Source organism: Bartonella sp. CL436QHHD (assembly GCF_042195105.1).
Classification (GTDB): Bacteria; Pseudomonadota; Alphaproteobacteria; order Rhizobiales; family Rhizobiaceae; genus Bartonella.
In genome coordinates this window covers 74967-101360 of the sequence record NZ_JBHINR010000023.1, presented here as the reverse complement: position 1 = coordinate 101360, position 26394 = coordinate 74967, and the positions used below count along the sequence as shown (strand labels likewise).

Annotated in this window: 17 protein-coding genes and 1 tRNA gene; 7 read left to right on the top strand and 11 right to left on the bottom strand. The window is 36.0% G+C overall.

Annotated elements, in window-relative coordinates; translation table 11 throughout:
• Positions 1-42 precede the first annotated feature (42 nt).
• From glmS to ACFIKN_RS02775, 5 genes are all read right to left on the bottom strand, one after another.
• The gene (glmS, locus tag ACFIKN_RS02795) at positions 43-1866 is read right to left on the bottom strand and encodes a glutamine--fructose-6-phosphate transaminase (isomerizing) (RefSeq protein ID WP_375643195.1); all 1824 of its coding nucleotides are present in this window, start codon (positions 1864-1866) and stop codon (positions 43-45) included.
• 173 nt (positions 1867-2039) lie between these two features.
• A complete protein-coding gene (glmU, locus tag ACFIKN_RS02790) occupies positions 2040-3389 on the bottom strand; it encodes a bifunctional UDP-N-acetylglucosamine diphosphorylase/glucosamine-1-phosphate N-acetyltransferase GlmU (protein WP_375657879.1) in 1350 nt (449 codons plus the stop codon).
• Positions 3390-3403: 14 nt separating this feature from the next.
• Complete coding sequence (locus tag ACFIKN_RS02785; RefSeq protein ID WP_375631278.1) at positions 3404-4192, bottom strand: cytochrome c biogenesis CcdA family protein; 789 nt, start codon at positions 4190-4192, stop codon at positions 3404-3406.
• Between the two features lie 43 nt (positions 4193-4235).
• Entirely contained in the window at positions 4236-5225 is a 990-nt protein-coding gene (locus ACFIKN_RS02780; protein ID WP_375631277.1) for a carboxypeptidase regulatory-like domain-containing protein, read from the bottom strand.
• Positions 5226-5264: 39 nt separating this feature from the next.
• Complete coding sequence (locus ACFIKN_RS02775; protein WP_273791197.1) at positions 5265-5588, bottom strand: iron-sulfur cluster assembly accessory protein; 324 nt, start codon at positions 5586-5588, stop codon at positions 5265-5267.
• A 108-nt stretch (positions 5589-5696) separates the two neighbouring features.
• Between ACFIKN_RS02775 and ACFIKN_RS02770 the strand changes: the two genes are divergently transcribed.
• The 3 genes from ACFIKN_RS02770 to ACFIKN_RS02760 all read left to right on the top strand — a co-directional run bounded on the left by ACFIKN_RS02770 (position 5697) and on the right by ACFIKN_RS02760 (position 11355).
• Positions 5697-6899, top strand: coding sequence for a deoxyguanosinetriphosphate triphosphohydrolase (locus tag ACFIKN_RS02770; protein ID WP_375657878.1), 1203 nt, complete (start codon positions 5697-5699; stop codon positions 6897-6899).
• Positions 6900-6929: 30 nt separating this feature from the next.
• On the top strand, positions 6930-8687 hold the full coding sequence (gene argS, locus ACFIKN_RS02765) for an arginine--tRNA ligase (RefSeq protein WP_375657877.1): 1758 nt from the start codon (positions 6930-6932) through the stop codon (positions 8685-8687).
• A 151-nt stretch (positions 8688-8838) separates the two neighbouring features.
• Positions 8839-11355: an SPOR domain-containing protein gene (locus tag ACFIKN_RS02760; RefSeq protein WP_375657876.1), complete on the top strand. Its 2517-nt coding sequence runs from the start codon at positions 8839-8841 to the stop codon at positions 11353-11355.
• A gap of 176 nt (positions 11356-11531) precedes the next feature.
• Here ACFIKN_RS02760 and ACFIKN_RS02755 read toward each other — a convergent pair whose 3' ends face one another.
• The gene (locus tag ACFIKN_RS02755) at positions 11532-11807 is read right to left on the bottom strand and encodes a hypothetical protein (RefSeq protein WP_273791201.1); all 276 of its coding nucleotides are present in this window, start codon (positions 11805-11807) and stop codon (positions 11532-11534) included.
• A 310-nt stretch (positions 11808-12117) separates the two neighbouring features.
• Here ACFIKN_RS02755 and ACFIKN_RS02750 point away from each other — a divergent pair, with 310 nt between their 5' ends.
• Positions 12118-13224, top strand: coding sequence for a branched-chain amino acid aminotransferase (locus ACFIKN_RS02750; RefSeq protein ID WP_375637461.1), 1107 nt, complete (start codon positions 12118-12120; stop codon positions 13222-13224).
• A 105-nt stretch (positions 13225-13329) separates the two neighbouring features.
• On the opposite strand, the gene glpX is transcribed toward ACFIKN_RS02750, so the two are convergent.
• Positions 13330-14316, bottom strand: a complete 987-nt coding sequence (gene glpX / locus ACFIKN_RS02745; protein ID WP_375657875.1) for a class II fructose-bisphosphatase — start codon at positions 14314-14316, stop codon at positions 13330-13332.
• A gap of 140 nt (positions 14317-14456) precedes the next feature.
• Positions 14457-15773 carry a homoserine dehydrogenase gene (locus tag ACFIKN_RS02740; RefSeq protein WP_273791204.1) on the bottom strand — a complete coding sequence of 439 codons (1317 nt, stop codon included), beginning with the start codon at positions 15771-15773 and terminating at the stop codon, positions 14457-14459.
• A 1347-nt stretch (positions 15774-17120) separates the two neighbouring features.
• Here ACFIKN_RS02740 and ACFIKN_RS02735 point away from each other — a divergent pair.
• From ACFIKN_RS02735 to ACFIKN_RS02725, 3 genes are all read left to right on the top strand, one after another.
• A tRNA-Glu gene (locus ACFIKN_RS02735) sits at positions 17121-17195 on the top strand.
• A 789-nt stretch (positions 17196-17984) separates the two neighbouring features.
• Positions 17985-19199, top strand: coding sequence for an NADP-dependent isocitrate dehydrogenase (locus ACFIKN_RS02730; protein ID WP_375631315.1), 1215 nt, complete (start codon positions 17985-17987; stop codon positions 19197-19199).
• Between the two features lie 118 nt (positions 19200-19317).
• On the top strand, positions 19318-20742 hold the full coding sequence (locus ACFIKN_RS02725; protein ID WP_375631314.1) for an MFS transporter: 1425 nt from the start codon (positions 19318-19320) through the stop codon (positions 20740-20742).
• Between the two features lie 42 nt (positions 20743-20784).
• Here ACFIKN_RS02725 and ACFIKN_RS02720 read toward each other — a convergent pair whose 3' ends face one another.
• From ACFIKN_RS02720 to ACFIKN_RS02710, 3 genes are all read right to left on the bottom strand, one after another.
• Complete coding sequence (locus tag ACFIKN_RS02720) at positions 20785-21984, bottom strand: MFS transporter (protein WP_375657874.1); 1200 nt, start codon at positions 21982-21984, stop codon at positions 20785-20787.
• Positions 21985-23295: 1311 nt separating this feature from the next.
• Positions 23296-24414, bottom strand: coding sequence for a tRNA guanosine(34) transglycosylase Tgt (gene tgt, locus ACFIKN_RS02715; protein ID WP_273791486.1), 1119 nt, complete (start codon positions 24412-24414; stop codon positions 23296-23298).
• A gap of 1454 nt (positions 24415-25868) precedes the next feature.
• Positions 25869-26381 carry a peptidylprolyl isomerase gene (locus ACFIKN_RS02710; RefSeq protein WP_273791487.1) on the bottom strand — a complete coding sequence of 171 codons (513 nt, stop codon included), beginning with the start codon at positions 26379-26381 and terminating at the stop codon, positions 25869-25871.
• Between the last annotated feature and the right edge of the window lie 13 nt (positions 26382-26394).

The following is a 26394-nucleotide window of genomic DNA, read 5'->3' as shown; positions in this document are numbered from 1 at the left end:
TCTTACACTTGATTATTCTCCAAAAGATTCAGAAATATACTTTTATTCAACCGTGACTGATTTTGCTAAATTACGGGGTTGATCAACATCTGTTCCTAATAAAACAGCCGTATGATAAGCGATTAACTGAACAGGGAGTGCATAAATAATAGGAGAAATAAATTCTGGAACATCTGGCAAAGTGATCGTTGATAAAGTCTTAAGACAAGCTACTTCTGCTCCTTTTTTATCGGTTATTAAAATAATACGACCATTACGCGCTACCACTTCTTGCATATTAGAAAAAGTTTTTTCAAACCACCGATCATACGGTGCAACAACAATAACGGGTATTGTCTCATCCACCAGAGCAATTGGTCCATGCTTTAATTCACCTGCCGCATAACCTTCAGCATGAATATAAGAAAGCTCTTTCAGTTTAAGGGCTCCCTCCAAAGCAATCGGATAAGAAGTTCCACGTCCTAGATAAAGAACACTTTTTGCATTTACCAAATCACGACAAATACATTCAATTTTGCTCTCTAGTTTTAAGACCTCATTTAAAATACGTGGAACTTCTGCCAACTGTTGAACCAGTTTCTTTTCCATTTGAGCCGAAAGATAGCCACGTTGTTTAGCAGCACTAAGTGCTAGTGAAGCAAGCGTTGCCAATTGACAGGTAAAAGCTTTTGTTGAAGCAACACCTATTTCCGGTCCGGCAAGTGTTGGGAGAATAAAATCAGCCTCCCTTGCCATTGTTGATTGCTCTACATTCACAATTGTTGCTGTTTTTACACCCCGCTCACGACAATAACGCAAAGAAGCCAATGTATCAGCTGTCTCACCAGATTGAGAAACAAACAGCGATAACACATCAGACGTTATAGGAGGTTCACGATAACGAAACTCCGAAGCAACATCATTATCAACACTTAAAGCGGCAAATTTCTCAAACCAATAGCGCGCAACTAAGGTTGAATAATACGCCGTTCCACAACTCGCAAAAAGGAGACGATGAATATTTTTCCAATCAATCAAATTCTCAAGGGGTCGAACGACATAATTTCCAAGATCAAGATAATGCGCCAAATTATGAGAAATCACTTCAGGTTGTTCAAACATTTCCTTGTGCATAAAATGACGATGATTACCCTTAGAAATCAATAAAGCCCCTTCAAGTAATGTCGTCACAGGACGTTTTACCGGTTGATTATTAGCATCATAAATTGTGACGCCTTCCCGTGTGAGAACAGCCCAATCCCCATCTTCCATATAGCTAATATAATCAACGAATGGTGCCAAAGCAATCGCATCTGACCCCACAAAAAATTCATCTTTTCCATAACCAATTGCCAGAGGTGGACCAGAACACGCCGCAATCATAAGGTTATCTTCACCTTCGAAAATAAGAGCAATAGCAAAAGCCCCCTGCAGCCTTTTCCAACTGGTGCGTATGGCTTCTTGCGGAGAAAGACCATCTTTTAATGCACGCGTTATTAAATGTGCAATAACTTCCGTATCCGTCTCTGTTTCAAAGATACAACCATCCTCTATGAGTTCCTTTTGCAGTTCTACAAAATTTTCAATAATACCATTATGAACAATCGCAAGCTTTTCAGTCACATGGGGATGCGCATTGCGTTCAACAGCAATTCCATGCGTAGCCCAACGGGTATGACCAATCCCTAAATTTCCCTCCAGAGGTGTTTTTTTTAATTTTTCTTCTAAATGAACAAGCTTCCCCTCAGCACGTACACGATAAAGATGCCCATTATGGACCGTTGCCACCCCAGATGAATCATACCCTCTATATTCAAGACGTTTTAACCCCTCAACCAAAGAGGACGAAACACACCTCTTTCCAAGAATTCCAATAATTCCACACATTAAAAAGCTCCAACCCACATCTTAAGATTTAAATCTTATAAAACAATCCAACAGCCTTTATTTAAAACTATAAATAATAAAAATAATTCAAACATGGAGTACGGCAATCTTTAAGAATAAACCTCCCATCCATCGTTAGATTAACACGAAACAAAAGAATAAGCTGAAAATAATCATTTTTTCTGTTTGTTTTCTAACAAGCGCTCTCGAAATTTTGTCGCATAGCCCTCTTTTATAACCTGTCGTGCACGCCCAAAAGCCATACTGTTCATAGGAATATTTTCAGTAATAACACTTCCTGAAGCAACATAAGAGCCATCCCCTATTATCAATGGGGAAACAAGTGCCGTATTAGACCCAACAAAAGCATGATCACCAATCACGGTTTTATATTTGTTAAATCCATCATAATTGCAAGTAATTGTACCGGCTCCAATATTGGTATGTGCACCAATTTCAGCATCACCAATATAACTTAAATGATTGATTTTAGAAGATTCTCCTACCTTAGCTTGTTTGACTTCACAAAAATTTCCAATCTTTACGGACTTCGCCAACTCTGTTCCAGGACGCAAACGTGCATAGGGACCAATCTGTGCATCTCTACCAACCACAGCACCTTCGAGATAACTAAATGCATGAATAACCGCACCAGATTGTACTTTTACGCTTAACCCAAAATAAACATTTGGTTCTATCACCACTCCTGGTTCAATTTCTGTATCATAAGAAAAATAGAGTGTTTCTGGCTTTAAGAGTGTAACACCCGATAACATTAAATCGCGCGCTTTACGTTTTTGCCACAAAGAATCAGCCTCAGAAAGCTCAAGACCATTGTTAATTCCTACAATATCTTCAAAAGGAACTTCAACAACACGCACATCTAATCCTTTGCGTGTTGCAAGAGAAGCAATATCTGTTAAGTAATATTCTTTTTTCACATTGTTATTACCAACTTTCTCTAAAAGAGAAAGTGCATGTTTTCCACGCATAGCGAGTATTCCACCGTTACAAAAAGAAATCTTTTTTTCTTCATCGCTAGCGTCTTTTTCTTCTACAATTGCAATCAATTGACCATTTTTCTCGAGAAGACGCCCATAACCTGTTGGATTTTTGGTATGAAAACCTGCAAAAACAACATCTGCTCCATCAGCAAGCTGTGCACGCATTTGGTGCAATGAATCTTGCTGAATGAGAGGAGTATCCCCAAAAACAATGAGAACATCATCCACTTCCTTTTGCAAAGCTGAACGAGCAGACAAAACAGCATGAGCTGTTCCTAAACGCTCTTTTTGTTCAAAAATCATTACATCTTTTACAAATGACTGAACAACGTGCGTAACCTCCTTAGCACCAAATCCCACAACAACTGCTAATTGTGAAGAGCCTGCCAATTCTATTTGTTTTAGAACATGGCATATAAGAGGCAATCCAGCAATTTTATGAAGTACCTTAGGCAGAGACGATTTCATGCGCGTCCCCTCACCTGCGGCAAGAACAATAGAAAGACAACTTCTAACCATAAAAACACATAAGACTAACGAGAAAATCCAAAAAAATTCATAATATTGTGCCAACGAATATCTTCAATATAACTCAACGAAGGATAATGTTCTAAAAGCCAAAATGAAAGATCCTGCATAGAACCTGTTAAAAACAAAATCCCTGTAAGAATAAGAAAAACACCAATAATTTTTTCAACTTTTCCTAAATGAATACGAAAAGCTCCTAAAAATCGCATAAAACTGCTCGAAAATAAAGCTGCTAACATAAAAGGAATAGCAAGACCTAATGCATAAACCGCTAAGAGAACAGCTCCCTCTCCCACAGTTTCTTTTGTTCCAGCAAGCGTTATAATAGGACCTAAAATAGGGCCAATACACGGTGTCCAACCAAAAGCAAAAGCTAAACCGATAATATACGCGCCTAAAGGACCAGCAGGTGTTTTTTTGGTCTGAAAACGCGCTTCACGAAATAAAAAAGCGATTTTGAAAATCCCCAAAAAATTTAAACCAAAAATAATAATGACAATTCCAGCAGCAAGAGCAAACCAATCACGATAATAACCGATGAATTTCCCAATTGTGCTAGCACTGGCACCTAAAGCAACAAAAACAGTCGTAAACCCAAGAACAAAAGCAATAACAGAAGACAGTAAAGCCCACCGTATAAAGACTTTCTCATCAGGCTTTTCTGAACGAAAATCATCAATACCAACCCCTGCCATATAGCACAAATAAGGAGGAACTAATGGCAAAACGCATGGTGACAAAAAAGAGAGTGCCCCAGCAAAAAACACACCAACTGTTGAAATTTCAATCAAAATTCATACCCCGTCTTTCATCATAGCTTACCCCCATGAACAACAATCAATCCACATCTTCATCAATTTGTTGCATATTTTGTTCATTCGCCACCACACTTATATCTTCATCATGACCAGAAACGACTGAAAAAACTTTCTGATAGATTTTATCTTTATTTTTAGCAATTGCAATATACTCTCCCTCCGCTAACACGAGTGAAACATACGCACCAACTGTTTCATAAACGATATCACCAGAATCATTGGCAAGAGACCAACTTGTATCTGCAAGCGCTTCCCCTCCTTCTTGCCGTACCAGTTTTAAGACAATCTGAGCGGCCTGATGTTCAAGAGTAACTTCTGTTATTTTACCAGCATCCACTTGAATATCCGAACGAGCCGTCGCATTAATGGAACCATAATGGGAAGCAACATGGTAGCGGCCAGCTTTTAAACGCACAACTGATTGGGGTTTAACATTTGATATAATCACTCCCGTATCATCATTTTCTTTTTCATCCTCATAAATGGTAAAACGGAGTTCCTTTTCATTCATTACGCCATTGAGCAGTGTTGCATTTAAAATGACACCACCAGCCTCAAGATTAAAGTTTTTTACAAGACTCTGCCCATTTTCTAAACGAATATGGCGCACAGCACTCATATGACCAAATGAGACATGAACAAGATAACTTCCTGGTTCGAGATCAAAACGTGCACTTCCCCCCTTATAGGTTGCCACTAATGGTAATTTATTATCAATCCCTAGAATAGGGGCATAAACCCGCCAGACAAGCCCTTTTTCAATATCCGGATGACTATTTGTTAATCGAGCATTCAAAATGAGTTGTGTTTGAGATGCTAAATTTTCGTTTTCCTGCTCTTGAGTCTTTACAATAAAACTCCTTGATTGTCCCTGCTGCTGATCTTGCCCTTCTCCTGCTTCAGAAAAAGCACAGTGGCTCCAAGTCAATAAAGCAAGCACCACGCACAACCATATACATCGGTGCACTATTTTTATAAGAATACCCATTTTTGCATTGTTGACCAACATGATCTTTTTTTCAAGAAACAATATCACACAGCCATCATTTTAAATTGAGAAACTTACACCACAACCACATGATGAAACAGCATTGGGATTGTGGATTTGAAAAGACTGCCCCATAAGATCATCAACAAAATCAATCTCAGCTCCTTCCATGAAAGGAAGTGATAGTAAATCAATAAACACAACTGCCCCGTCTTTTTTGAGAACGAGGTCATCTTCACACATTTCAGAAACCAAGTCATATTTATAAGAAAAACCAGAACACCCACCACCTTCAACAGAAATACGTAATGCTATTTTATCGGGTTCACGCAAAAGTATCTGTGCAATTTTTTTAGCAGCAACATCTGAAATTTTCACATTCATTTTATATATCCTTGCATTAAACCATCAAGAAAGAGTATCCCACACTCAAAGATCAGTTTATTTGTCATAAACCACTCTCAATTTTAAGATGATAATGGGCAGCTTGCAATGGATATAGGCAATATCAACTTCAATTACCAATCTCGAGCAGTGTACAGTGCTCATCCACAAACAAGCCGTGGTCGGTTATACCATGAAACGATGAGCACCACACGCTCACCTTTTCAACGAGATAGAGATCGTATTATCCATTCTAATGCATTTCGACGTCTTAAACATAAAACGCAAGTGTTTATTGCTGATGAAAGCGATCATTACCGTACTCGCCTAACCCATTCCATAGAGGTTTCTCAAATTGCAAGAACATTAGCCCGTGCCCTGTGTCTTGATGAAGACCTTGCCGAAGCCATTGCCCTTGTTCACGACTTTGGACACACACCCTTTGGCCATGCTGGAGAAGATGCTCTTAATGAAGCCATGGTACATTATGGCGGCTTTGATCATAATGCACAAGCATTACGCATTGTAACAAAACTAGAACAGCGCTATGCAAATTTTGATGGACTTAACCTTACATGGGAAACCCTCGAAGGACTTGTAAAGCACAATGGCCCCCTTTTAGGTCCCCACGCGAAGAATAAGGAGGTTCCTATCGATATTTTACAATACAATGCAAAGCAAGACCTTGCACTCGATTGTTTTGCAGGACTAGAAGCGCAATGTGCTGCTATTGCAGATGATATCGCATACAATGCGCATGATATTGATGATGGTCTACGTTCGCAATTTTTAACACTCGATCAATTTGAACATGTTTCACTAACAGCAGCAATATTAAAAGATATAACAGATGAGCATCCCCATCTCGACCAAACGCGTCGCGGTTACACACTTGTACGAAGACAAATAACAACCATGGTTGAAGATGTTATCAAACAGTCACAAAAAAATTTAGCACGCATCAAACCAACAAGCATAAACGATATTCACCAAGCAAAACAAACTATTGTCACCTTTTCACCAATAATGACCGTTTATGAAAAAGAACTAAAAAACTTTTTATTTAAAAATCTTTACTATCATGAACAAGTTCTTAGTCGTCGCAATGCAGCAAAATGCATTGTACAAAAATTATTCAATTGTTATTATGAAAATCCAAATACAATGCCTGAAAGTTGGCAGAGCAAAACAGTGCACTTAAAAAATCAAGAGTTAGCACGTTTGATTGCTGACTTTCTTTCAGGCATGACAGATCACTACGCTCTACGTGAATATCACCGTTTATTTGACCATACAGATAATTTCGTTTAATGGCTTTTGGCATCATCATGGAAGCTAAATATGAATATCTTTAAAAACTTCGAAAAAAAAATTAAGAGATCAATTGAATTATCTGATCTAAAAGGAAAAAATGGAGGAGATCTAGATTTATCAAAAATCACTGTTGATCCTCCACGTGATTCCTCCCATGGTCATTTATCAACCAATGCTGCTATGGTGCTTGCAAAATCTATTGGAATCAATCCACGTGCACTTGCAGATAAAATCATAGAACTTCTTAAAAATGATCCCTCTATCGAAAATATAGATGTTGCCGGTCCTGGTTTTATAAACATAAAGCTTACAAAATTATTTTGGCAAGATGCTATAAAATCCATGCTTGAATTAGGCACTTCTTATGGTCGTATTCCAATGGGACAAGGAAAACGCATCAATGTTGAATATGTCTCAGCAAATCCGACAGGACCAATGCATGTAGGACACTGCCGCGGAGCGGTTGTTGGGGATGTTCTCTCCAATTTGCTGCAATTTACGGGCTATAACATTACAAAAGAATATTATATCAATGATGCTGGTCAACAAATCGAAGTCCTCGCCCATTCTGTACTATTGCGCTATCGTGAGGCTCTTGGGCAAAAAATTAATGAAATTCCAGAAGGACTCTATCCTGGAGAATACTTGATACCATTGGGTCAATCGCTTGCTCAAGAGTTTGGTGACCAACTCCTCACGATGGATAAAGATGAAGCCTTATCTCTTGTGAAAGAACGTGCAATTCATGCAATGATGTCCATGATTCGCGAAGATTTGGCTGCTCTTAATATTTATCATGATATCTTTTTCTCTGAGCGAATGCTTTATGCTGATAATGCACGCGCCATTCGTAACACCATCAACGACCTCACTTTAAATGGTTATATCTACAAAGGAAAACTCCCCCCTCCCAAGGGACAAAATACAGAAGACTGGGAACCAAGCGAACAAACTTTGTTCCGTTCAACAAATGTCGGTGATGACCAAGACCGTGTTTTAGTCAAATCTGACGGTTCTTACACTTATTTTGCTGCTGATGTTGCTTATTTTCGGGATAAATTTAATCGTCATTTTGATGAAATGATTTATATTCTAGGCGCAGACCATGCTGGCTATGTAAAGCGGCTGGAGGCAATGGCAAAAGCAATTTCTGGGGATAAGGCTAAATTAAGTGTCTTCTTGTGTCAATTGGTAAAACTTTTTCGCAACGGTCATCCTGTACGCATGTCAAAAAGAGCAGGATCTTTTGTCACTCTACGGGATGTTGTCGAAGAGGTTGGGCGTGATCCTGTGCGTTTTATGATGCTATACCGTAAGTGTGAAGCACCTCTTGATTTTGATTTTGCAAAAGTAACAGAACAATCAAAAGATAACCCCATCTTTTACGTACAATATGCAAGTGCACGTTGTCACTCAGTCTTTCGTCAAGCACAAGAAGCGCTTCATATTAAAAGCTTTTCAAATGATACATTGATTGCCCATCTTCATCGATTAACAGATGACCATGAAATATTGTTAATACGCAAACTTTCTGAATATCCACGTATCATTGAACAGGCCGTAGTTCATAAGGAACCGCATCGATTAGCGTTTTATCTTTATGACCTTGCCTCCAATTTTCACACACATTGGAATAAAGGGAGTGAAAATCTCAATTTACGCTTTATTCAACCTGATGATAAAGAGTTATCCTTTGCAAGATTAGGATTGATACAAGCTGTTATCAATATTTTATCATCAGGGCTTACCATCATAGGAGTCGAAGCACCCATAGAAATGCGTTGAAAAAGTTCTATAAATACATACAATAGGTACTCTATTGATAAACTTTTTCATGTATCATTGCATGAGAGGGGGAAAATTTATAATTTTAATATAACAAATCAAAATCAACCATTGATTGCACGTAAGTGCAAACCACCATGTGAGAAAAGCTATGAGCGATAACGATCGCAAAAATCTACACGAAACAAAACACGATCATGAACACCATGATCCTTTAGAAAGGCTTACGCGCATTTTTAATCCGCACAAACAAAGCGGAAACCAAAATGAGCAATCTTCTTTAAAAACAGATCGATCAACATCTCACCCCGAAATATCATCCCATGATGATGATTTTGATTTGTCCTTTCTAGAAGAGGAACTTGAAAATAATTTAGCACATGACTTACCGTTTGATGATCAAAAAAAACAATGGGACTTGCATGCAACCAGCAACGCAACAGCCTCAAATATTGCACACTCTGCTTCTTTCAACCATTCAAAACAAAATAATTTATCTGAAGAGAAATATTCTTCACCTAGCAGTCATGATGAAGAACAAATTTTAGATGAGCTTTCTCCATTACCAATCCCAAAGAATCAATCACATCAACAGAAAACAACAGCAACCAGTGCTGATCCTTTTCTTGAAAAAAGTAATCTTATGTCACAATCAGAATCAGAAAATTTCTTTTTTGATAAATCTGAAAGGCGTGAAAATAAGAGAGAGATGCCAGAAGATGTTGAACAAACCAATCGTTTTTCACAAATAAATTCACAACAACCTGAGACTACGAATATACAAAAAACTTATGATGACAATCCAAACCTCTATGACACTCCTATAAACCATCCCTATAAAATTTCAGCTGATCAAGAAAATTGGATTAAAAAAGATTATCCTGATGCCTCCTCTTCTACAGAGGAAAATGAGTTTTTCTCATCTTCTAATCTTGTGTCAGAAAGACAAAACACTGCAATAAATCAAACAACAAGTGCCTTCTCCTCACCTTTAGATTCTCCACCAGTTGATAGACAATCTTATTTAAAGGGGGCTTCACAAGAAGATCATACAACCAATTATCCCCATTTTTTTGAAGCCCCCCCCTCACAACAAGAAACTTATAGCGAAAAAGTTCCGATATATGATGAGGCTCGAGCCCAATACATCAATAATGCCGAAGGTGCCTCTAACCCAAATAGAGAAATTTCATATAATGAAAATAATTTAGATGAGTTTCTTTCCTCATCACCCTCTTTAAATATAAAACAAACGGATGGCTTTTTTGCCCATAACTATACGCACAGAGATACTCCCCCTCCCAATGTTGATACTTATAAATTTTCAGAGGAAATCGTAGAAAAAACTGGTCCTATTATGGTTCCAGAAGTCCCGTATGAAGCGCCAGAATATGATGTGCCAACTAATGGTGGTTTAGAAGAAGAATTTGCTGATGTACTCAATGTAGGAAATGTTCCAACAGATAATTTTTCTCAAAAACAACAGAAGAATGAAGTTTTTAGTGAAGTTTTTCATCAGTCTATGCAAAATTCAAAAGAAGGTGTTTATATAAACTCTAAAGAACAAAATTCCGACTATTCTTCTTCTGCCAATATGGAATATAATTTCCCCTCTTTTAGCGAGAATTCATCATACACAAGCTCAGATGAGGTTCCCACGCATCCATCAGCTCCTCCTCCCTTAAAAAGTTTTATTTTTGGTAAAACTTTCATTAAAGGTTTTTTTATACTTATTTTAATAGGAATTGGATTTGCAGGTTATTCTCACTTTTTTATGCCATCACAAAAAAATGAAGAAACGGTCATTATCCACGCTGATAATACGCCTTTTAAATTCAAACCAGAAACAACTGAAACGAAAAATGATGTTGCACATAATTTAGATATCTATAAACAAACAACTGAACAAAATGAGAAACAAGAAAATACACAACAATTTCTTATTGATAACTCTGAACAACCTGAAAATTTAAAAGAATTAAACCCTGAAGAATCTTCAAACGTTTCCTCATCGTCTTTAAATGAATCTGATGTTGAAGATGCAGTCACAGAAGCTATAAACCATACTATTCCAATGCGAGAAGTACAAACTGTTATTGTCAATCAAGATGGTACAGTTACACTAGCCCCCGCGCATCAAACAAACAGCAAAACTGCTGCTCAATCTGAAGAAAGCATTGATCAAGCTTCTAATGAACTTCAAGATTCGTCCCTTGTTTCGTCGCATGATTCTGATATAAACGACCAAGAAAGAGATCATGATCTCAAAAATAATATTGATAAAATAATTGCAGAAAATAATTCTAGCTCAAATATTGAAGAAAAATTTATCCCTATTCCTTCTCATGCAGAAAGAAATACACAAGTTGAAACACCAGCCGCGTCTCGCTCCACATCACCAAACAGAGTCGCAGCACAAAATTCAGAAAGTTATTACGTACAACTTGCATCTCAACCAACGCATGAGCTCGCTAGAAATTCTTTAAAAAATATGAAATCTAAATTTGGATTCCTTATTGGCGCCCGTTCTTTAAATATTCAATCCGCTTTTATACCAGGAAAAGGTACTTATTACCGTGTTCGGATTCAAGCGCAAGACCGTAATGAAGCCATAATCCTTTGTGAATCCATTAAAAGTTCTGGTGGAAGCTGCTTCATCACACGCTAAACCAAACATGCAACGGTTGTTAAAACCGTTGCATGATTTATTTTCATACCATTTAATTACTTATCAAAAACTTCAGAAATTAAAATCGTTCCAATCTTTTTATGTCTTTGTGCTGACTTTATTCCTTAATCTACGTCGATTTTCGCCCTATCTAAAAGATTATATTTATGAAAAAATCACTCCGTACCCTTATAGGTATAAGGTACAGGAGGAAGCGAATTTAAATCTTTTTTGGGCGTTGTTACACTTTGGCTTGTTTCTGGAGTATTATAACGCGAACTATGTTCAGGAGATTTTGCAAAAAAAGATCCTAAAAAACCAAAAATAAACCAAATAATAACCATCGCAAGAAGAATAGCAAAAATACCCTTAGCGATTGAAACACGTTGTTCACGACCTTTTCTTTCTGCGGCCATACGTTCTTCATATGTGTGATAATTTTTATCAATCATAGTGGATTCCTTTTCTCAATTCCCTTACCTTTAAATTTCTAGAAAATATGCATATATGAAATTATTCAGATACTTATTATGAGAAAACGATAATTATAGACAAAAGTTCCAGCTTACTTCATAAAGTTGAGAAAAAGAGGCGAGGATAGAATTAAAATATCTACCCTACCTTAGCCTTTGAATTCTATAATAAACCCATTTTTATTCTATAATAAAACATTGACACAAAGGTTTTGTTAATAATAGAGTTATAACCAAAATATTTCATTATTTTTATTAATAAAAATGAAACATACTCAAAAGGTTTTTTATGAAATCTCCCATATCATCGCTTCCCTTTAAAATAGAAAAACACCCATCTCCTCTGTCAGAAGAAAAATATGAAGAAATTTTAAAAAGTCCCGGTTTTGGGCAATTTTTTACAGACCACATGTGTACTATTCAATGGACTGAAGACAAAGGCTGGCACAATGCTATCATCTCTCAATACAAAGCTTTAGAAATTAACCCTGCAAGTACCGTTTTACATTACGGACAGGAAATTTTTGAGGGTTTAAAAGCATATCGTGCAAAAGATGGGCGCATCTTGCTCTTCCGTCCTGATGCCAATGCACAACGCTTTATAGAATCAGCGAGGCGTTTAGCTATGCCAGAATTGCCAAAAGATATTTTTCTGGATGCCGTTCATCAATTAGTAAAGATTGATCAAAAATGGGTTTCTGATCAGCCCAACGCTAGCCTCTATATCCGTCCATTTATGTTTGGCAATGAAAACTTTTTGGGAGTCCGCCCTTCTCAAGAATATCTTTTTTGTATCATAGCCTCTCCAGTTGAATCCTATTTCAAAGGAGAAGAAAAATCTGTCAGCGTCTGGATTGAAACAGATTATAGTCGTGCCGGTCCAAGAGGAACAGGGGCTGCCAAATGTGGTGGAAACTATGCAGCAAGCTTACTTGCACAAAAAAGTGCAACTGAAAACAATTGTAGCCAAGTACTCTTTCTTGATATGATTGAACATAAATGGATTGAAGAACTTGGTGGTATGAATGTCTGCTTTATTATGGACAATAATACACTTGTAACCCCCCCACTTAATGGAACTATCCTTCCAGGAATAACACGTCATTCACTCTTAGAGTTGGCAAAACAAATGGGATTAAAAATAGAAGAGCGTCCTTATTCTTTTGCAGCGCTTCAAGAAGATGCAAAGAGTGGACACCTTAAAGAATCCTTTGCTTGTGGTACAGCTGCCGTTGTCACATCAATTGGTCGTTTTAGATATAAAGGAGGAGAATTTATTATTGGAAATGAAACAGTTGGAGAAGTCACAAAGCAGCTTCGTACACAATTGGTTGGCATTCAAAAAGGGAACATAGAAGATAAAAATGGCTGGGTGCATTCTGTGCAGCTCTCATAATATTAAGGGTATTCCCATATCTATAAACGCTTCCATGAAAGTAGCTCCATGGGAGCGTATTTCCTAAAAAAACTCCTTTTATTTTTAGTGATAAAAAAGAAAACATTAATCAAATTTTGAATGATCTCTATGCTGTGCTTTAATATTACGAACTGTACCCGTATGGGAGCGCATTACGAGAGTTTCCGTTTGAATGTAGTGAGGTGTAAATTTAACACCAGAAAGCATATTACCATCTGTCACCCCTGTTGCTGAAAACAAAACATCACCCTTTGCCATTTCTTCCATTGTATAAACCTTATTGGGATCACTAATCCCCATTTTAGCTGCACGAGCAATTTTCTCTTCTGTATCAAGCAGCAAACGACCTTGCATCTGTCCTCCAATGCAGCGCAAAGCAGCAGAAGCTAAAACACCTTCAGGTGCTCCACCAATCCCCATATAGATATCAATACCTGTTTCTTCTGGATCAGTTGTATCAATAACAGCAGCCACATCTCCATCCCCAATCAAGCGAATCGACGCCCCTGTCGCTCGTACTTCATCAACCAATTTTTCATGACGAGGTCTATCCATAATACAAACAACAATCTGATTAACAGCCACTCCTTTAGCCTTCGCAAGAGCATGTATATTATCGGTAGGAGAAGCATCTATATCGACTATTCCCTTTGGATAACCAGGACCAATAGCAATTTTGTTCATATAAACATCAGGAGCGTAAAGGAGATTACCCTTTTCAGCAATTGCAACTACTGCCAAAGAATTAGCAATATTTTTAGCACAAAGTGTTGTACCCTCTAGTGGATCAAGTGCAATATCGATCGCCAATCCACTTTGAAGACCCACTTTTTCTCCAATATAAAGCATAGGCGCTTCATCCCGCTCACCTTCACCAATCACCACTGTACCATCAATAGGCAATCGATTAAGTTCTTGCCGCATTGCATCTACAGCAGCCTGATCCGCTGCCTTTTCATCGCCACGTCCGCGCCAGCGTGCAGCAGCAACAGCAGCACGTTCAGTAACACGTACCAATTCAAGCGTCAAAATACGATCAAGTCCATTTAAAATCTTCTGAGTTGTGGGCATATGAAAAAATCCTACCGAATGAATACCAGAAAAATATGAGTCCTTATTAAATACTAAGAATAAAGTTTTTTGGCAAAGATGAAAATTTTTCACAAGAGATAAAAGAACTCAAGCGTGCGTTTTTATTATCAAGAAAGTTATCAATTCTTTGCCATAGGTTCAATACGAATAAATTGAGATTTTGCAACAAGATGTCCATCTTTTTCAATTTCTGCAAGTGCCTGTCGTACATTCACCTCTGTTGTTTCATGCGTAATTAAAATAATTGTTTTTTCAATTTGATCTTCTACAAAAGATCTTTGAACAATCGACTCCAATGAGATGTGATTATCAGCCATATGCCTTGCGACCGCGGCAAAAACACCAGTACGATCATGAACATTTAAACGAATAAAATAACCACCTGCATGATGCGAAATACGTGCTTTTTTATGAGGAGCAAGTTCTAATGCTGGGCGTCTTAAAACAGGTGCATACTGAAAACCAGAACGCGCTTTTGCTATATCAGCCAAATCACCAATAACGGCTGATGCTGTTGCCTTTCCTCCAGCGCCAGGACCAGAAAACAGTAATTCACCTAATAAATCACTTTGAATAGAAAGAGCATTGGTTACACCATTTATCTGTGCAATCATTGAGGATGCTGGTACCATTGTTGGATGAACGCGTTGCTCTATTCCAGAATCCGTTTTTAATGCAACCCCTAAAAGCTTAATCCGATACCCCAATTCATCAGCTGCTCGAATATCAATTTGCGAAATATTATGAATTCCTTCAACATAAACATCATCTAACGAAATAGCTGTTCCAAATGCCAAGCTTGTCAACAAAGCTAATTTATGAGCAGTATCATTTCCCTCAATATCAAAAGTTGGATCTGCTTCAGCATACCCAAGTCTCTGTGCATCTGCTAAACAATCTTTAAATGAAAGACCTTCCGTAAACATGCGTGTTAATATATAATTACAGGTTCCATTGAGAATACCATAAATTCGCGATATGCGATTACTAACAAGTGATTCTCTCATCGCTTTGATGACAGGAATCCCCCCTGCAACAGCTGCTTCAAAATGAAGAAAAACACCTTTTTTTTCTGCAATTATAGCCAGCTCTACTCCATGTCGAGCAAGAAGAGCTTTATTGGCTGTTACAACATGATGTCCCGCCTCAAGCGCTCTCTTAACAGCGGTATACACCACATCCAATTCACCACCAATTAACTCTACAAAAACATCAATCTCATCAGAAGCAGCCAACTCCACAGGTGAATCAAACCATTTTATATCACTGAGATCAAGTCCACGATTGCGGCCTTTATCGCGCGCACTAACAGCAACAACTTTGATGAATCGCCCACATTGACAAGCTAAACTATTCGCTTTTTCACATAGAGCTCGAACAACTGAAGTACCAACCGTACCAAGTCCCGCAACACCAACTTTTAAAGCTTCTGCCATTATTAACCACTGATCCCTATCTTCATTGAAAAATCGTTTAAATGATGTGCCAATCAACACAAAGAATATTTACATCCATAAGAACAAAAGAAATACCCCGCTCTATTCACTTCATTTTTTCCAATAGAATTATCCCCGCTTGTTCAATCAACATTCCTAAAAATATAATATTTATTGTCTTCAAAGATTTCAGAATCTTTATAAAATATTTAATTCAGAATGAAAATCTGTAAAACTGATAAATGCAAGTTTCCATAAAGAAAAGTTCTAAAAAATAATCAATAACAAGTTAAAGAATATTGAAGACTTAGTAAGAAAGAATAAAACATCTCTTCTAAATCAACAAGTATGGAACAAAAAACATTCTTTTATATGATAAATTAAGAGAATGGATAAAATAAAGTAGATCAGTACATAATAACACATTTCTTCCTACCATTCCATAGCTTTAAATATAAATCTTTAATGCAAAATCTTAACGCACTCATATATCAAAATAGAACCTTACATTAAAGTAAAAAACAAAACTTAATATGCGCACACCATAATTCTGAAATATTATAAATATAGAGAATAAAGTTTCAAAATTTGAATATTTTATCTCAACTTATTGCCACCTCTTTAAAAAACTAGCGAATTGAAATGAGAAAAAACTCAATCTACCCTTTATCCACGCTAATTCATTTTCAAATCAAGAACCTTCTCAATATATAAAAGAGCAAATGAAGGTTTTTTAATCTTAAATTTCTTACAGACATGTAAAAGTAAATATAAAAAATATTTTTAATATATTCTATAAAAATTGATTTAATATTTTCATTTTTATTATACAGATATCTATTTATATTTTGTTAAATTGTAAGTAATCTATGGATTATTCATAAAAAAACTTTTGTATGATTAGTATCATTTGTTAATTTGGTAATAAATATTGTATTTCTACTTTATAAATTATACAGTTTTTGCTTTATGATAAGCTCAAATGAGAAATCTTCCGTATAAAGGCTCTTTCAAGCAAGTTAAATAATATTCTCATGTGACAACAAAGATAACAAACGATAAAATATGTAAAAAATAAATACATTTAAAATGCTGTTTTGATCATTTTTGCCTACTTTTCAAACTGAAAATAAATGCAAATATCATTTGCTGAGATGATACCCACATCAAAACTTTCTATCAATGATGATAACTTTACATTTTTTCTACAAAAAATCTTAGAAAATAAGATGATTCAAACAAGAGTTTCTCAAAAATTATTCAATAAAACACACTTTTTTCAAAAAAAAATGACACAGAGGGCTTGCGAAGTAAAAAGATCCTCTCTATAAGCCTCATCATTGGTTTGCGCCCATCGTCTAGCGGTTAGGACATCGCCCTTTCACGGCGGAAACAGGGGTTCGATTCCCCTTGGGCGTACCATCCTCCTTTTTTCTATGTGTAATATATTCATTTTATTTGTGTTTTTAAAAATGAGGGATGCATAAATAAAGACGAGAGAACAAGATTTTAAAAGGAATCTCTTTGTAAAAAGGATACAAGAATCATTAGGTGATTAATTTCTTTGTTGCATTTCGAGGATAGTGCTTTACTGCGCACAGTTATAACAATAAGAATCTATAAAATATAAGAATTAGAGTATTCTAGCTCGCGATACGGTAATTTTATAAGTCATATTCTTGCGTATGCTGTTAATTTTTAAATTAAACCAGCCACATCATTTATACGTTTTTTCCAACCTTCAAAACTGAAGTTTATCCCAAACGCATTTTATATGAAGCATTTCTAATTACAGTGCCTTTGTTATCACATTAAACTTTTTATAAATAAACAAACCGTAATCTTAGAGTTGAAATAGCAATATAAAAAATAGATGCTTATTCACCTCACACAACAAATCAAGAAACTATAATTCAGAATACGATCAATTTATTAAATGGAATCTCTGATAATAAAAACGCATAATCCCCGTCTCTCGGTGATCTAACTACCTTATCTATTAAACAGATTCTTCATCAATCATAGAATACTTATAGATTTATAAACACATCACTTCTTTTCAAAGATTAAACCCTCAAACAAAATTTTACACTCTATGATAATATATTCTAAAAGTTCATATTTGAATGCTTTTTTCCCTTGTTTTTACTTTTCATTATAAACTTGAAAGTGTTATACAAGTAGTATCGCTTAAAAGAAAAAGGATTTCTAATGGTAAAGATCAAAGTAGAAAACCCCGTTGTTGAACTTGATGGGGATGAGATGACCCGCATCATCTGGAAATATATCAAAGATAAATTAATCCATCCCTACCTCGACATTGATCTAAAGTATTATGATCTTTCCGTCGAAAATCGTGATGCAACCAATGATCAAGTAACAATCGATTCTGCCAATGCTATAAAAGAATATGGGGTTGGTATAAAATGCGCAACCATCACACCTGATGAGGCACGCGTTAAAGAATTTAACCTAAAAAAAATGTGGAAATCACCTAATGGTACAATCCGCAATATTTTAGGAGGAGTCATTTTTCGCGAACCCATTATCTGTAAAAATGTCCCTCGCCTTATTCCTAACTGGACAAAGCCAATTATTATAGGACGTCACGCTTTTGGCGATCAATACAAGGCAACAGATTTTAAATTTCCAGGAAAAGGGAAATTAAGTATTAAATTTGTAGGTGATGACAATCAAGTTATTGAACATGATGTTTTTGATGCTCCAAGCGCAGGGGTTGCCATGGCTATGTATAACCTTGATGAGTCAATTCGTGATTTTGCCCGCGCATCCTTTAATTATGGACTACAACGGAATGTTCCAGTTTATCTTTCAACAAAAAATACCATTCTAAAAGCTTACGATGGTCGTTTTAAAGATATCTTTCAAGAAATATTCGATATGGAATTTAAAACTGAATTTGAAAACCGTAAATTATATTACGAACACCGTCTTATTGATGATATGGTTGCTTCTGCATTAAAGTGGTCAGGTGGATACGTATGGGCATGTAAAAACTATGATGGTGATGTCCAATCTGATATTGTTGCCCAAGGCTTTGGTTCTCTTGGTCTCATGACTTCTGTTCTCATGACACCTGATGGTAAAATTGTTGAAGCAGAGGCGGCACACGGCACCGTAACACGCCATTACCGTCAGCATCAAAGAGGCGAAGAAACATCAACAAATTCTATTGCATCTATTTTCGCATGGACACGTGGACTGGCGCACCGTGCTAAACTAGATAACAATGAGAAATTAAAAAACTTTTCCACGACATTGGAAGAAGTTTGTATTAAAACCGTCGAAGAAGGTTTTATGACTAAAGATCTCGCACTTTTGATTGGGCCTAAACAAAAATGGCTTTCTACAACAGGTTTCCTCGATAAAATTGATGAGAATCTCAAAAAAGCAATGGGCAATTAAGTTATTAATTAAATTAAAATTCAAAGCTCTAAACAGAGCTTTGAATTTCTCTTGGCAAATTCAAAGAAGTACCTTATAAGTAAAAAGAGGATAAATTTTTATTAAATAGCAAAAAGCAGTGAAACAACAGAGCTGGTCTGAGCTTTTATTGGGTAAAAATGGTCTTTGCTTTTTAACGTTTACAGGTGGTGTTATATTACACGCTACCAATGTTTATATTGTCATTACTATTTTACCTTCCCTTATAAATCATATTGGCAATGAATATTATTCTTGGGTGGCGACTGTCTTTATTACAGCTTCACTCCTTGGTACTTCACTTGCAACAAAAATATTAGGGAAATTAGGTCCTCGCAACGCTTATGTTATCTCTGGTCTTATCTTTACCCTAGGCACTTTCCTGTGCAGCATTTCTTCATCTATGCCATTATTTTTAATAGGACGCTTTATTCAAGGATTGGGAAGTGGTTCTTTGTTATCTCTATCCTATTCCATGGTACGTATTGTTTTCAGCCCATCTTTATGGTCACACGCATTAAGTGTTATCTCTGGAATGTGGGGAATATCAACCTTGTTAGGACCAGCAATCGGAGGAATTTCTGTATATTATGGCCTATGGAGAGCATCCTTTTGGATCATTGGCGCATTAGCTATATTCTTCTCACTCATAGCCTTTAAAATTTTACCCAAAAAGAATGAAAACTATGTTCCAACATCCCCCCTCCCTCTTCTCCAGCTTCTCACACTCACCTTATTGATTTTTATCATCTCTGTTGGAGGAGCTATGGACACAACAATGGCAAAAATTTGCGGATTAGTTATTGGACTTAGTCTTCTCTTTGTTTTAGCAAAAATCGAATCATATAGCTTTCATCCTATGTTGCCGCGCAAATCCTTTTCTTTCTCTTCTGAAATTTTTCCTGTTTACGCATTAATACTCGTTATGACAACAGTCGTGTACAGTATAGAACTTTATTTACCACTTTTTCTTCAAGAACTTCATGGACAAGCTCCACTTATAGCCGGTTATATAGCAACACTTATGAGCCTAGGGTGGACGTGTGGAGCCCTCTCAAGTGCTGCTGTCTCCACAAAAAAAATTCGCAACATCATTATATACTCGCCCCTATTAAAACTGTTAGGCATAGCGATTCTTTTATGGCTCATACCAACAGAAGTTTCCACGCTTGAATATATTTTTATTATTTGCTTAGCACTATTTTCTATTGGAATCAGTGCGGGCATAGCATGGCCACATTTGCTCACACGAATTTTACAATGTACAAATGATGAAGATGCTCTCCGTGCCAGTGAATCCCTTACCTCCGTACAACTATTTTCAGCTGCATTGAGTGCAACTCTAGCCGGAGTTATCACCAATCTTGCCGGACTCTTTAATCCTGGAGGAACAATAGGAATGATCTTAGCAGCAAAAACTCTTCTTGTAGTGCTCATTGGTTTTTTATTTTGTTTTGCTATTCCATTAGCGCTGCGCATTTCTTACTGCATGTTAAAAAATCCAACAGGACATTCCAATAATTAAATAAACATAAAAATACCTTCTTCATTTTAAAAATGAAAAACATTAAACATGCTTCTCCATATACCATGAGACGCAAAAAACCATTAATCCACACAAAGTTAGAACACTTCCTAAAACAGCTGTATATTCATAACTATAACCCAATTTTAAAACTAATGCTCCAGATTCTGCACCAAGAGCGTTGGCAATATTAAAAGCAGACTGCATTAATGCTCCTGCCAAAATCTGTCCCTGTAGTGCAACATCCATAATTTTTGTTTGTATAGAAGGCATAGCAGCAAAAGAAGTTCCAACAAAAAAGCATCCTATTGCCGCTGTTAACGGAGCATAGGATAAAAAGAAAAAAATAAAAAAAACAAATACGCTCCAAAGCATAGAAAAAAATATCATCGGCGAAATACCAATTTTAACAGCTAATTTAGGCCCCAAGAGATTTCCTATCACCATTCCCAATCCAACTAACGGCATAATAAATGGTACCAACTCAAGTGAAACACCAGAAATATGCATTAATGTTGGCTTGATATAAGTGAAAACAGAAAATAATCCTGACGCTCCCACCGACACCATCAACAAAAGAAGCCACACCTGCTTTTGCTTTAATGCACCCATTTCTTGCAAAGGATTCGTTTTTGGAAAACTTGAATCACAAGGAAAAAAATTCCAAATAAGCAAACAACATAATAAAGCGATCATCCCCACAAGGACAAAAGCAATCTGCCAACCAATAAGTTGACCAATCCAAGTAGCACTGGGTGCTCCCAAAACGGTTGCAATTGTTAAGCCAAGCATAACATATCCAACAGCTTTAGAACGTTCTTTCATTTCTACCATTGAAGAGGCAACCATAGCCGCAAGTCCAAAATAGATTCCATGGGGAAGTCCACTGAGAAAGCGTAATACTACTAATATGCTAAAATCAGAAACAAAGGCACTAGCAATATTTGCTAAGGCATAAAAAAGCATCAAGCCTATCAAAACAGTTTTGCGTGATACCTGAGCTGTTGCCACAGCTAAAAGAGGTGCTCCAATCACAACTCCTAATGCATAAGCAGAAATATATTGACCAGCGGTAGGAATATCAACATAGGAACTTCGTGCCATCTCTGGCAGTAGCCCCATTGCAACAAACTCTGCAGTACCAATAGCAAAACTGCCCACGGCAAGAGCTAAAATTATTAAACGTCGTATTCTCGAATCAATTCCCAATGCAAGAACCTTTTGTTGATAAGAATCCCTCATATCATCACTTCTGGATAGGAGTTTTAACTGTAAATATCTGTAATACACACAAACAAAAATTCAAAACATTGTTATACGCATGCCCAATAGTCCCCAATAAAGTTTTAGAAATATTTTTATATATAAAGCATTTTATGGAGTTTTAAGTAAGATTCTTTAATGGAAAATCTTTGAAAACCTCAAGGTCATAGACGTATTCACATTCACCTATTTCTATCAGATATACCAGATAATAAACTTTGTCTCCTCTTTTCAGCCGTTGAAATTTTACAGTGAAAACTTTATTTTACAACGATATACTATACCCTATAAATAATTCTAAAATTTGCTGAATAATGCATTTCAAACAAGTGAACAATATCTCATCATTATCTTGATACAAAGATAAAACTTCTCCCCCAATTATTGTTGCTTTATTTTTGCTACCTAAATGCAGATCCCCCAAATCGATAAGCTATAATTTCAACTTTAGGCCATTCTTATAAATTATTATAGAGTCTTTAAAAAATTCTCATGATAATAGTGCTTGGTTTCTAGATTTATTAAATATCCTCTTTTAGGCATCTTTCCCCCTCCCTCACAGAGGAATCGCATCAGATATCTAACTCACTATCTGTAAATTAAAATATTCACGTAAATATATTATGATTATTTTCATATAAATTATATAAACAAAGTACAAAACAAATATAATAAGTTTTGTTTAAATATATCTATTTATATTTTATAATATATGATAATTATTGTGATTAATATGTAATTTTTATTACATTAAAACTATAGCTTTTTAGTTTTACAATATTAATAATATTATATAAATCTCTGTAAATAATATTTATATTAATATATAATTAATATATAAAAATAATAACAATATAAAATTATAACATTTTAAATATGTAATCTTATTTTAGTTTTATTTTAATTTTCTAAAAATTTATCTGTTCGATTGTATATAATCCATTCTTTACCTTTAATAATAAAAAACACAAAATATCTCATAAAAATACAATTTTCATACTTCTTTAAGAGTTCGCTAACGCCTCATTAACATTGTTGCTGTAAACAGTCATCAGAAACAGAAAAACTGTTTTTCTCCGGATCAGGTAGCGCGTACCGGAGTAACAGTTTCTGTTTTTATATAGTAATTAGAAACAGAATATGTGCCCTTATAAAACCGCACTGTTATATTTTAAGATAGTGAAATTTTATAATTTTGGAAGATGTTTCTAATTTCATATTTTTAACTAAATTTGTAAGTGCGAGAATAAATTCAATAAAAAAATGAGGCGTTATATTACGATTAATATTTTAGCGTCCTTGTGCCCATAGAGCACGCGTTTCAGCGCAAAAATCAGCATAACAGCCTTCCTCAATGGCATCACGAATTCCCTGCATAAGTTGTTGATAATAAAAAAGATTATTCCAAGTCAACAACATCCCCCCAAGAGATTCACCAGATTTGATCAAATGATGCAAATAAGCACAACTATAATCATGTGCTGCTGGACAAAGTGACTGTGGATCAAGAGGATGTGGATCTTCTGCATAACGCGCATTACGCAAATTAATTCTACCAAAGCGGGTAAAAGCTAAACCATGACGTCCTGCACGCGTTGGCATAACACAATCAAACATATCAACACCACGTGCAACACTTTGTAAAATATCATCAGGTGTCCCTACTCCCATAAGATAGCGTGGTTTATCCTCTGGTAAAATCGGACAAGTAGTATCCAATACTGCTGTCATAACACTCTGCGGCTCACCAACAGCAAGCCCTCCAATAGCGTAACCTTTTAAATCCATTTCTTTTAATGCTTGAGCAGAACGTTCACGCAGTTTCATATTATCACCACCTTGAACAATCCCAAACAATGCTTTATCTGGCTGATCTCCAAAAGCTGTTTTACAACGCAGCGCCCACCGCAATGAAAGTTCCATAGCTTCTTCCATTTCTTTTTCAGTTGCTGGTAATGCAATACATTGATCCAACTGCATCTGGATATCCGCACCAAGAAGTCCTTGAATTTCAATAGAACGCTCTGGACTCATTTCATAGTAAGCTCCATTAATGTAAGAGCGAAAAATCACACCTTGTTCAGTAATTTTACGGATTCCCGCCAATGACATAACCTGAAAGCCACCAGAATCGGTTAAAATAGGTCCGCTCCAGCGTGAAAATTCATGTAATCCTCCCAAACGCGCAACACGTTCAGCTCCTGGACGTAACATTAAATGATAAGTATTCCCCAAAATGATATCTGCACCAAGATCACGAATTTGATCCATATACATAGCCTTAACAGTTCCTGCCGTCCCAACAGGCATAAATGCGGGTGTACGAACACATCCTCGCCCCGTTATAATTTCTCCTCGACGTGCATACCCATCTTGAGCAATTTTTCTATAATGAAATGTCTTTATCATAACTCTCGTCTTTTTGATTCCATCAATGCATATCTCTATAGAAAGAAAAAAGATATCCCCTTACGCGCATTGTCATAAGCTTTATGAATTAATTTTTGATTCGCTCAATATTGTAACCAGCATCAAAAATTAAACGAGATAAAAGAACATTTCTTGTTAAGAAATCACCATAATAAAAGTGATAATCTAACTCTAGAAAAATAGTAAAATCCTTATAATATCATACCTCAAAATACCTACGCTTATCCTTAACAGAACTGCAAAATTATTATCACAATAATTTCATCTTCACATACTTCCATAAGCAGTAACTTTGTACCCATAAAAGAAAATTTTGAACGCATTGTACAGCTCACAATATTCTTTAACTTTTACAGATAAAAATTTTTCATCTACTGGGCACAGCGATCCTCACGCTTAATAAAAGTGCAAATGAACATAATCATTTATCCACTCACAATATTGAGATAGCTCTTGGCATTGGAGATAATTCACAAAAGAAATTAACGTGTAAATAAAAATACTTTAAAAAACTAAAAATGCTTTTTGTAAAGATACTCAAATACCAAAGCTCTATCGTAACATTGGAGGCTGAAAAAGCGTATGATGGTACCCGTTTGCTCCTTCACAAGCTTTAAAGATGGTGGTGCATAATATTTTATACTATTTATAGCTTTAAAACTATACATGCCATGAATGTCATCGTGGAAGTGAATGTTGATATGTACTGAGAAATGCTTCTTAAAAAAACACGTAAATATGCAACACAAGTGTATTCTGTTTGGAGCGTTCCTCTATAAAAAAACGAGAAAAATAAAAGCGTAAGTCCATGCATAATCTTCATTATTTAAAAGATATTGCGTTAGATACTTAAAAAAGTAAAGTTGAATTAAAAAGGAGATGGCAAGACTAGCCATTTATTTCACTTCTGCGCCTTTATTATATTCTTCTAAGATTAAACTGTCTTCTTATTTAAATATTACGCCAATATATATATAAATGCTGGTTTTCCACCTTGCTAAGAAAACTGGATGAGCGAGTAAAGCTCTTATCCGTCTTAATATGTGTTTCAAACATGCTTCTGCATTAGGATTGGATGTTGATTTACAAGCAGAAACAAAAGCACACGCTCTCTCAGGAAAGTAACATCATAAAACTATTAAGACCGACAATGGATGGAAGAGAACTGCCAAATTTTTTATAAAACACTTTGCCAAACAACAACCATAATACGACAGACTTTGCGTTTTCTTATTCTGACAAGTGTTTGTACAAATCCTTTGCGTTATATTCTTAAGGAAGATCCGATTGAAGGAAATATAAGGACAATGCTTAGTTAGCTCGAAATTATAAAAGGTAAGCGTGATACTACAAAAGAGTTTTGTGTGCCTTTATTGATCAGAAAAGAGTATTTTTTTCTTAGAAACTTACAATTAAAATCAGTATAGTTTATACTATTTTGCATCCGCAGCAATAATGGCTTTGGTAATTGAATCTGGATCTGAAACAGGTTCACCACGTTTAATTTTATCAACATTTTCCATACCTTCAACAACCTGCCCCCATATGGAATATTGACGATCAAGCCACGGAGCATCTGCAAAACAAATAAAAAACTGAGAGTTAGCAGAATTTGGATTCTGACTCCGTGCCATAGAAACTGTACCACGCTTATGAGAAAGATTTGAAAACTCTGCTGTTAAATTTGGTTTTTCTGCCCCCCCCATACCCGCACGTGATAAATTGAATTTTTCACTATCCTTCTTTCCAAATTGCACATCCCCTGTTTGCGCCATAAAACCATCAATAACGCGATGGAAAATAACATTATCATAAGCACCTTCACGTACCAATTCTTTAATACGTGCAACATGACAAGGTGCTAAATCAGCAAAAAGCTCAATAACAACTCTGCCCTTTGTTGTTTCAAGAATTAAAGTATTTTCTGGATTTTTATTCTCAGCCATATGGAAAGCTCCC

Coding starts and splice junctions, on each gene's coding strand:
- glmS (WP_375643195.1), bottom strand. CDS start 1,866: ATGTGTGGAATTATTGGAATTCTTGGAAAGAGGTGTGTTTCGTCCTCT.
- glmU (WP_375657879.1), bottom strand. CDS start 3,389: ATGGTTAGAAGTTGTCTTTCTATTGTTCTTGCCGCAGGTGAGGGGACG.
- ACFIKN_RS02780 (WP_375631277.1), bottom strand. CDS start 5,225: ATGTTGGTCAACAATGCAAAAATGGGTATTCTTATAAAAATAGTGCAC.
- ACFIKN_RS02775 (WP_273791197.1), bottom strand. CDS start 5,588: ATGAATGTGAAAATTTCAGATGTTGCTGCTAAAAAAATTGCACAGATA.
- ACFIKN_RS02770 (WP_375657878.1), top strand. CDS start 5,697: ATGGATATAGGCAATATCAACTTCAATTACCAATCTCGAGCAGTGTAC.
- argS (WP_375657877.1), top strand. CDS start 6,930: ATGAATATCTTTAAAAACTTCGAAAAAAAAATTAAGAGATCAATTGAA.
- ACFIKN_RS02760 (WP_375657876.1), top strand. CDS start 8,839: ATGAGCGATAACGATCGCAAAAATCTACACGAAACAAAACACGATCAT.
- ACFIKN_RS02755 (WP_273791201.1), bottom strand. CDS start 11,807: ATGATTGATAAAAATTATCACACATATGAAGAACGTATGGCCGCAGAA.
- ACFIKN_RS02750 (WP_375637461.1), top strand. CDS start 12,118: ATGAAATCTCCCATATCATCGCTTCCCTTTAAAATAGAAAAACACCCA.
- glpX (WP_375657875.1), bottom strand. CDS start 14,316: ATGCCCACAACTCAGAAGATTTTAAATGGACTTGATCGTATTTTGACG.
- ACFIKN_RS02740 (WP_273791204.1), bottom strand. CDS start 15,773: ATGGCAGAAGCTTTAAAAGTTGGTGTTGCGGGACTTGGTACGGTTGGT.
- ACFIKN_RS02730 (WP_375631315.1), top strand. CDS start 17,985: ATGGTAAAGATCAAAGTAGAAAACCCCGTTGTTGAACTTGATGGGGAT.
- ACFIKN_RS02720 (WP_375657874.1), bottom strand. CDS start 21,984: ATGAGGGATTCTTATCAACAAAAGGTTCTTGCATTGGGAATTGATTCG.
- tgt (WP_273791486.1), bottom strand. CDS start 24,414: ATGATAAAGACATTTCATTATAGAAAAATTGCTCAAGATGGGTATGCA.
- ACFIKN_RS02710 (WP_273791487.1), bottom strand. CDS start 26,381: ATGGCTGAGAATAAAAATCCAGAAAATACTTTAATTCTTGAAACAACA.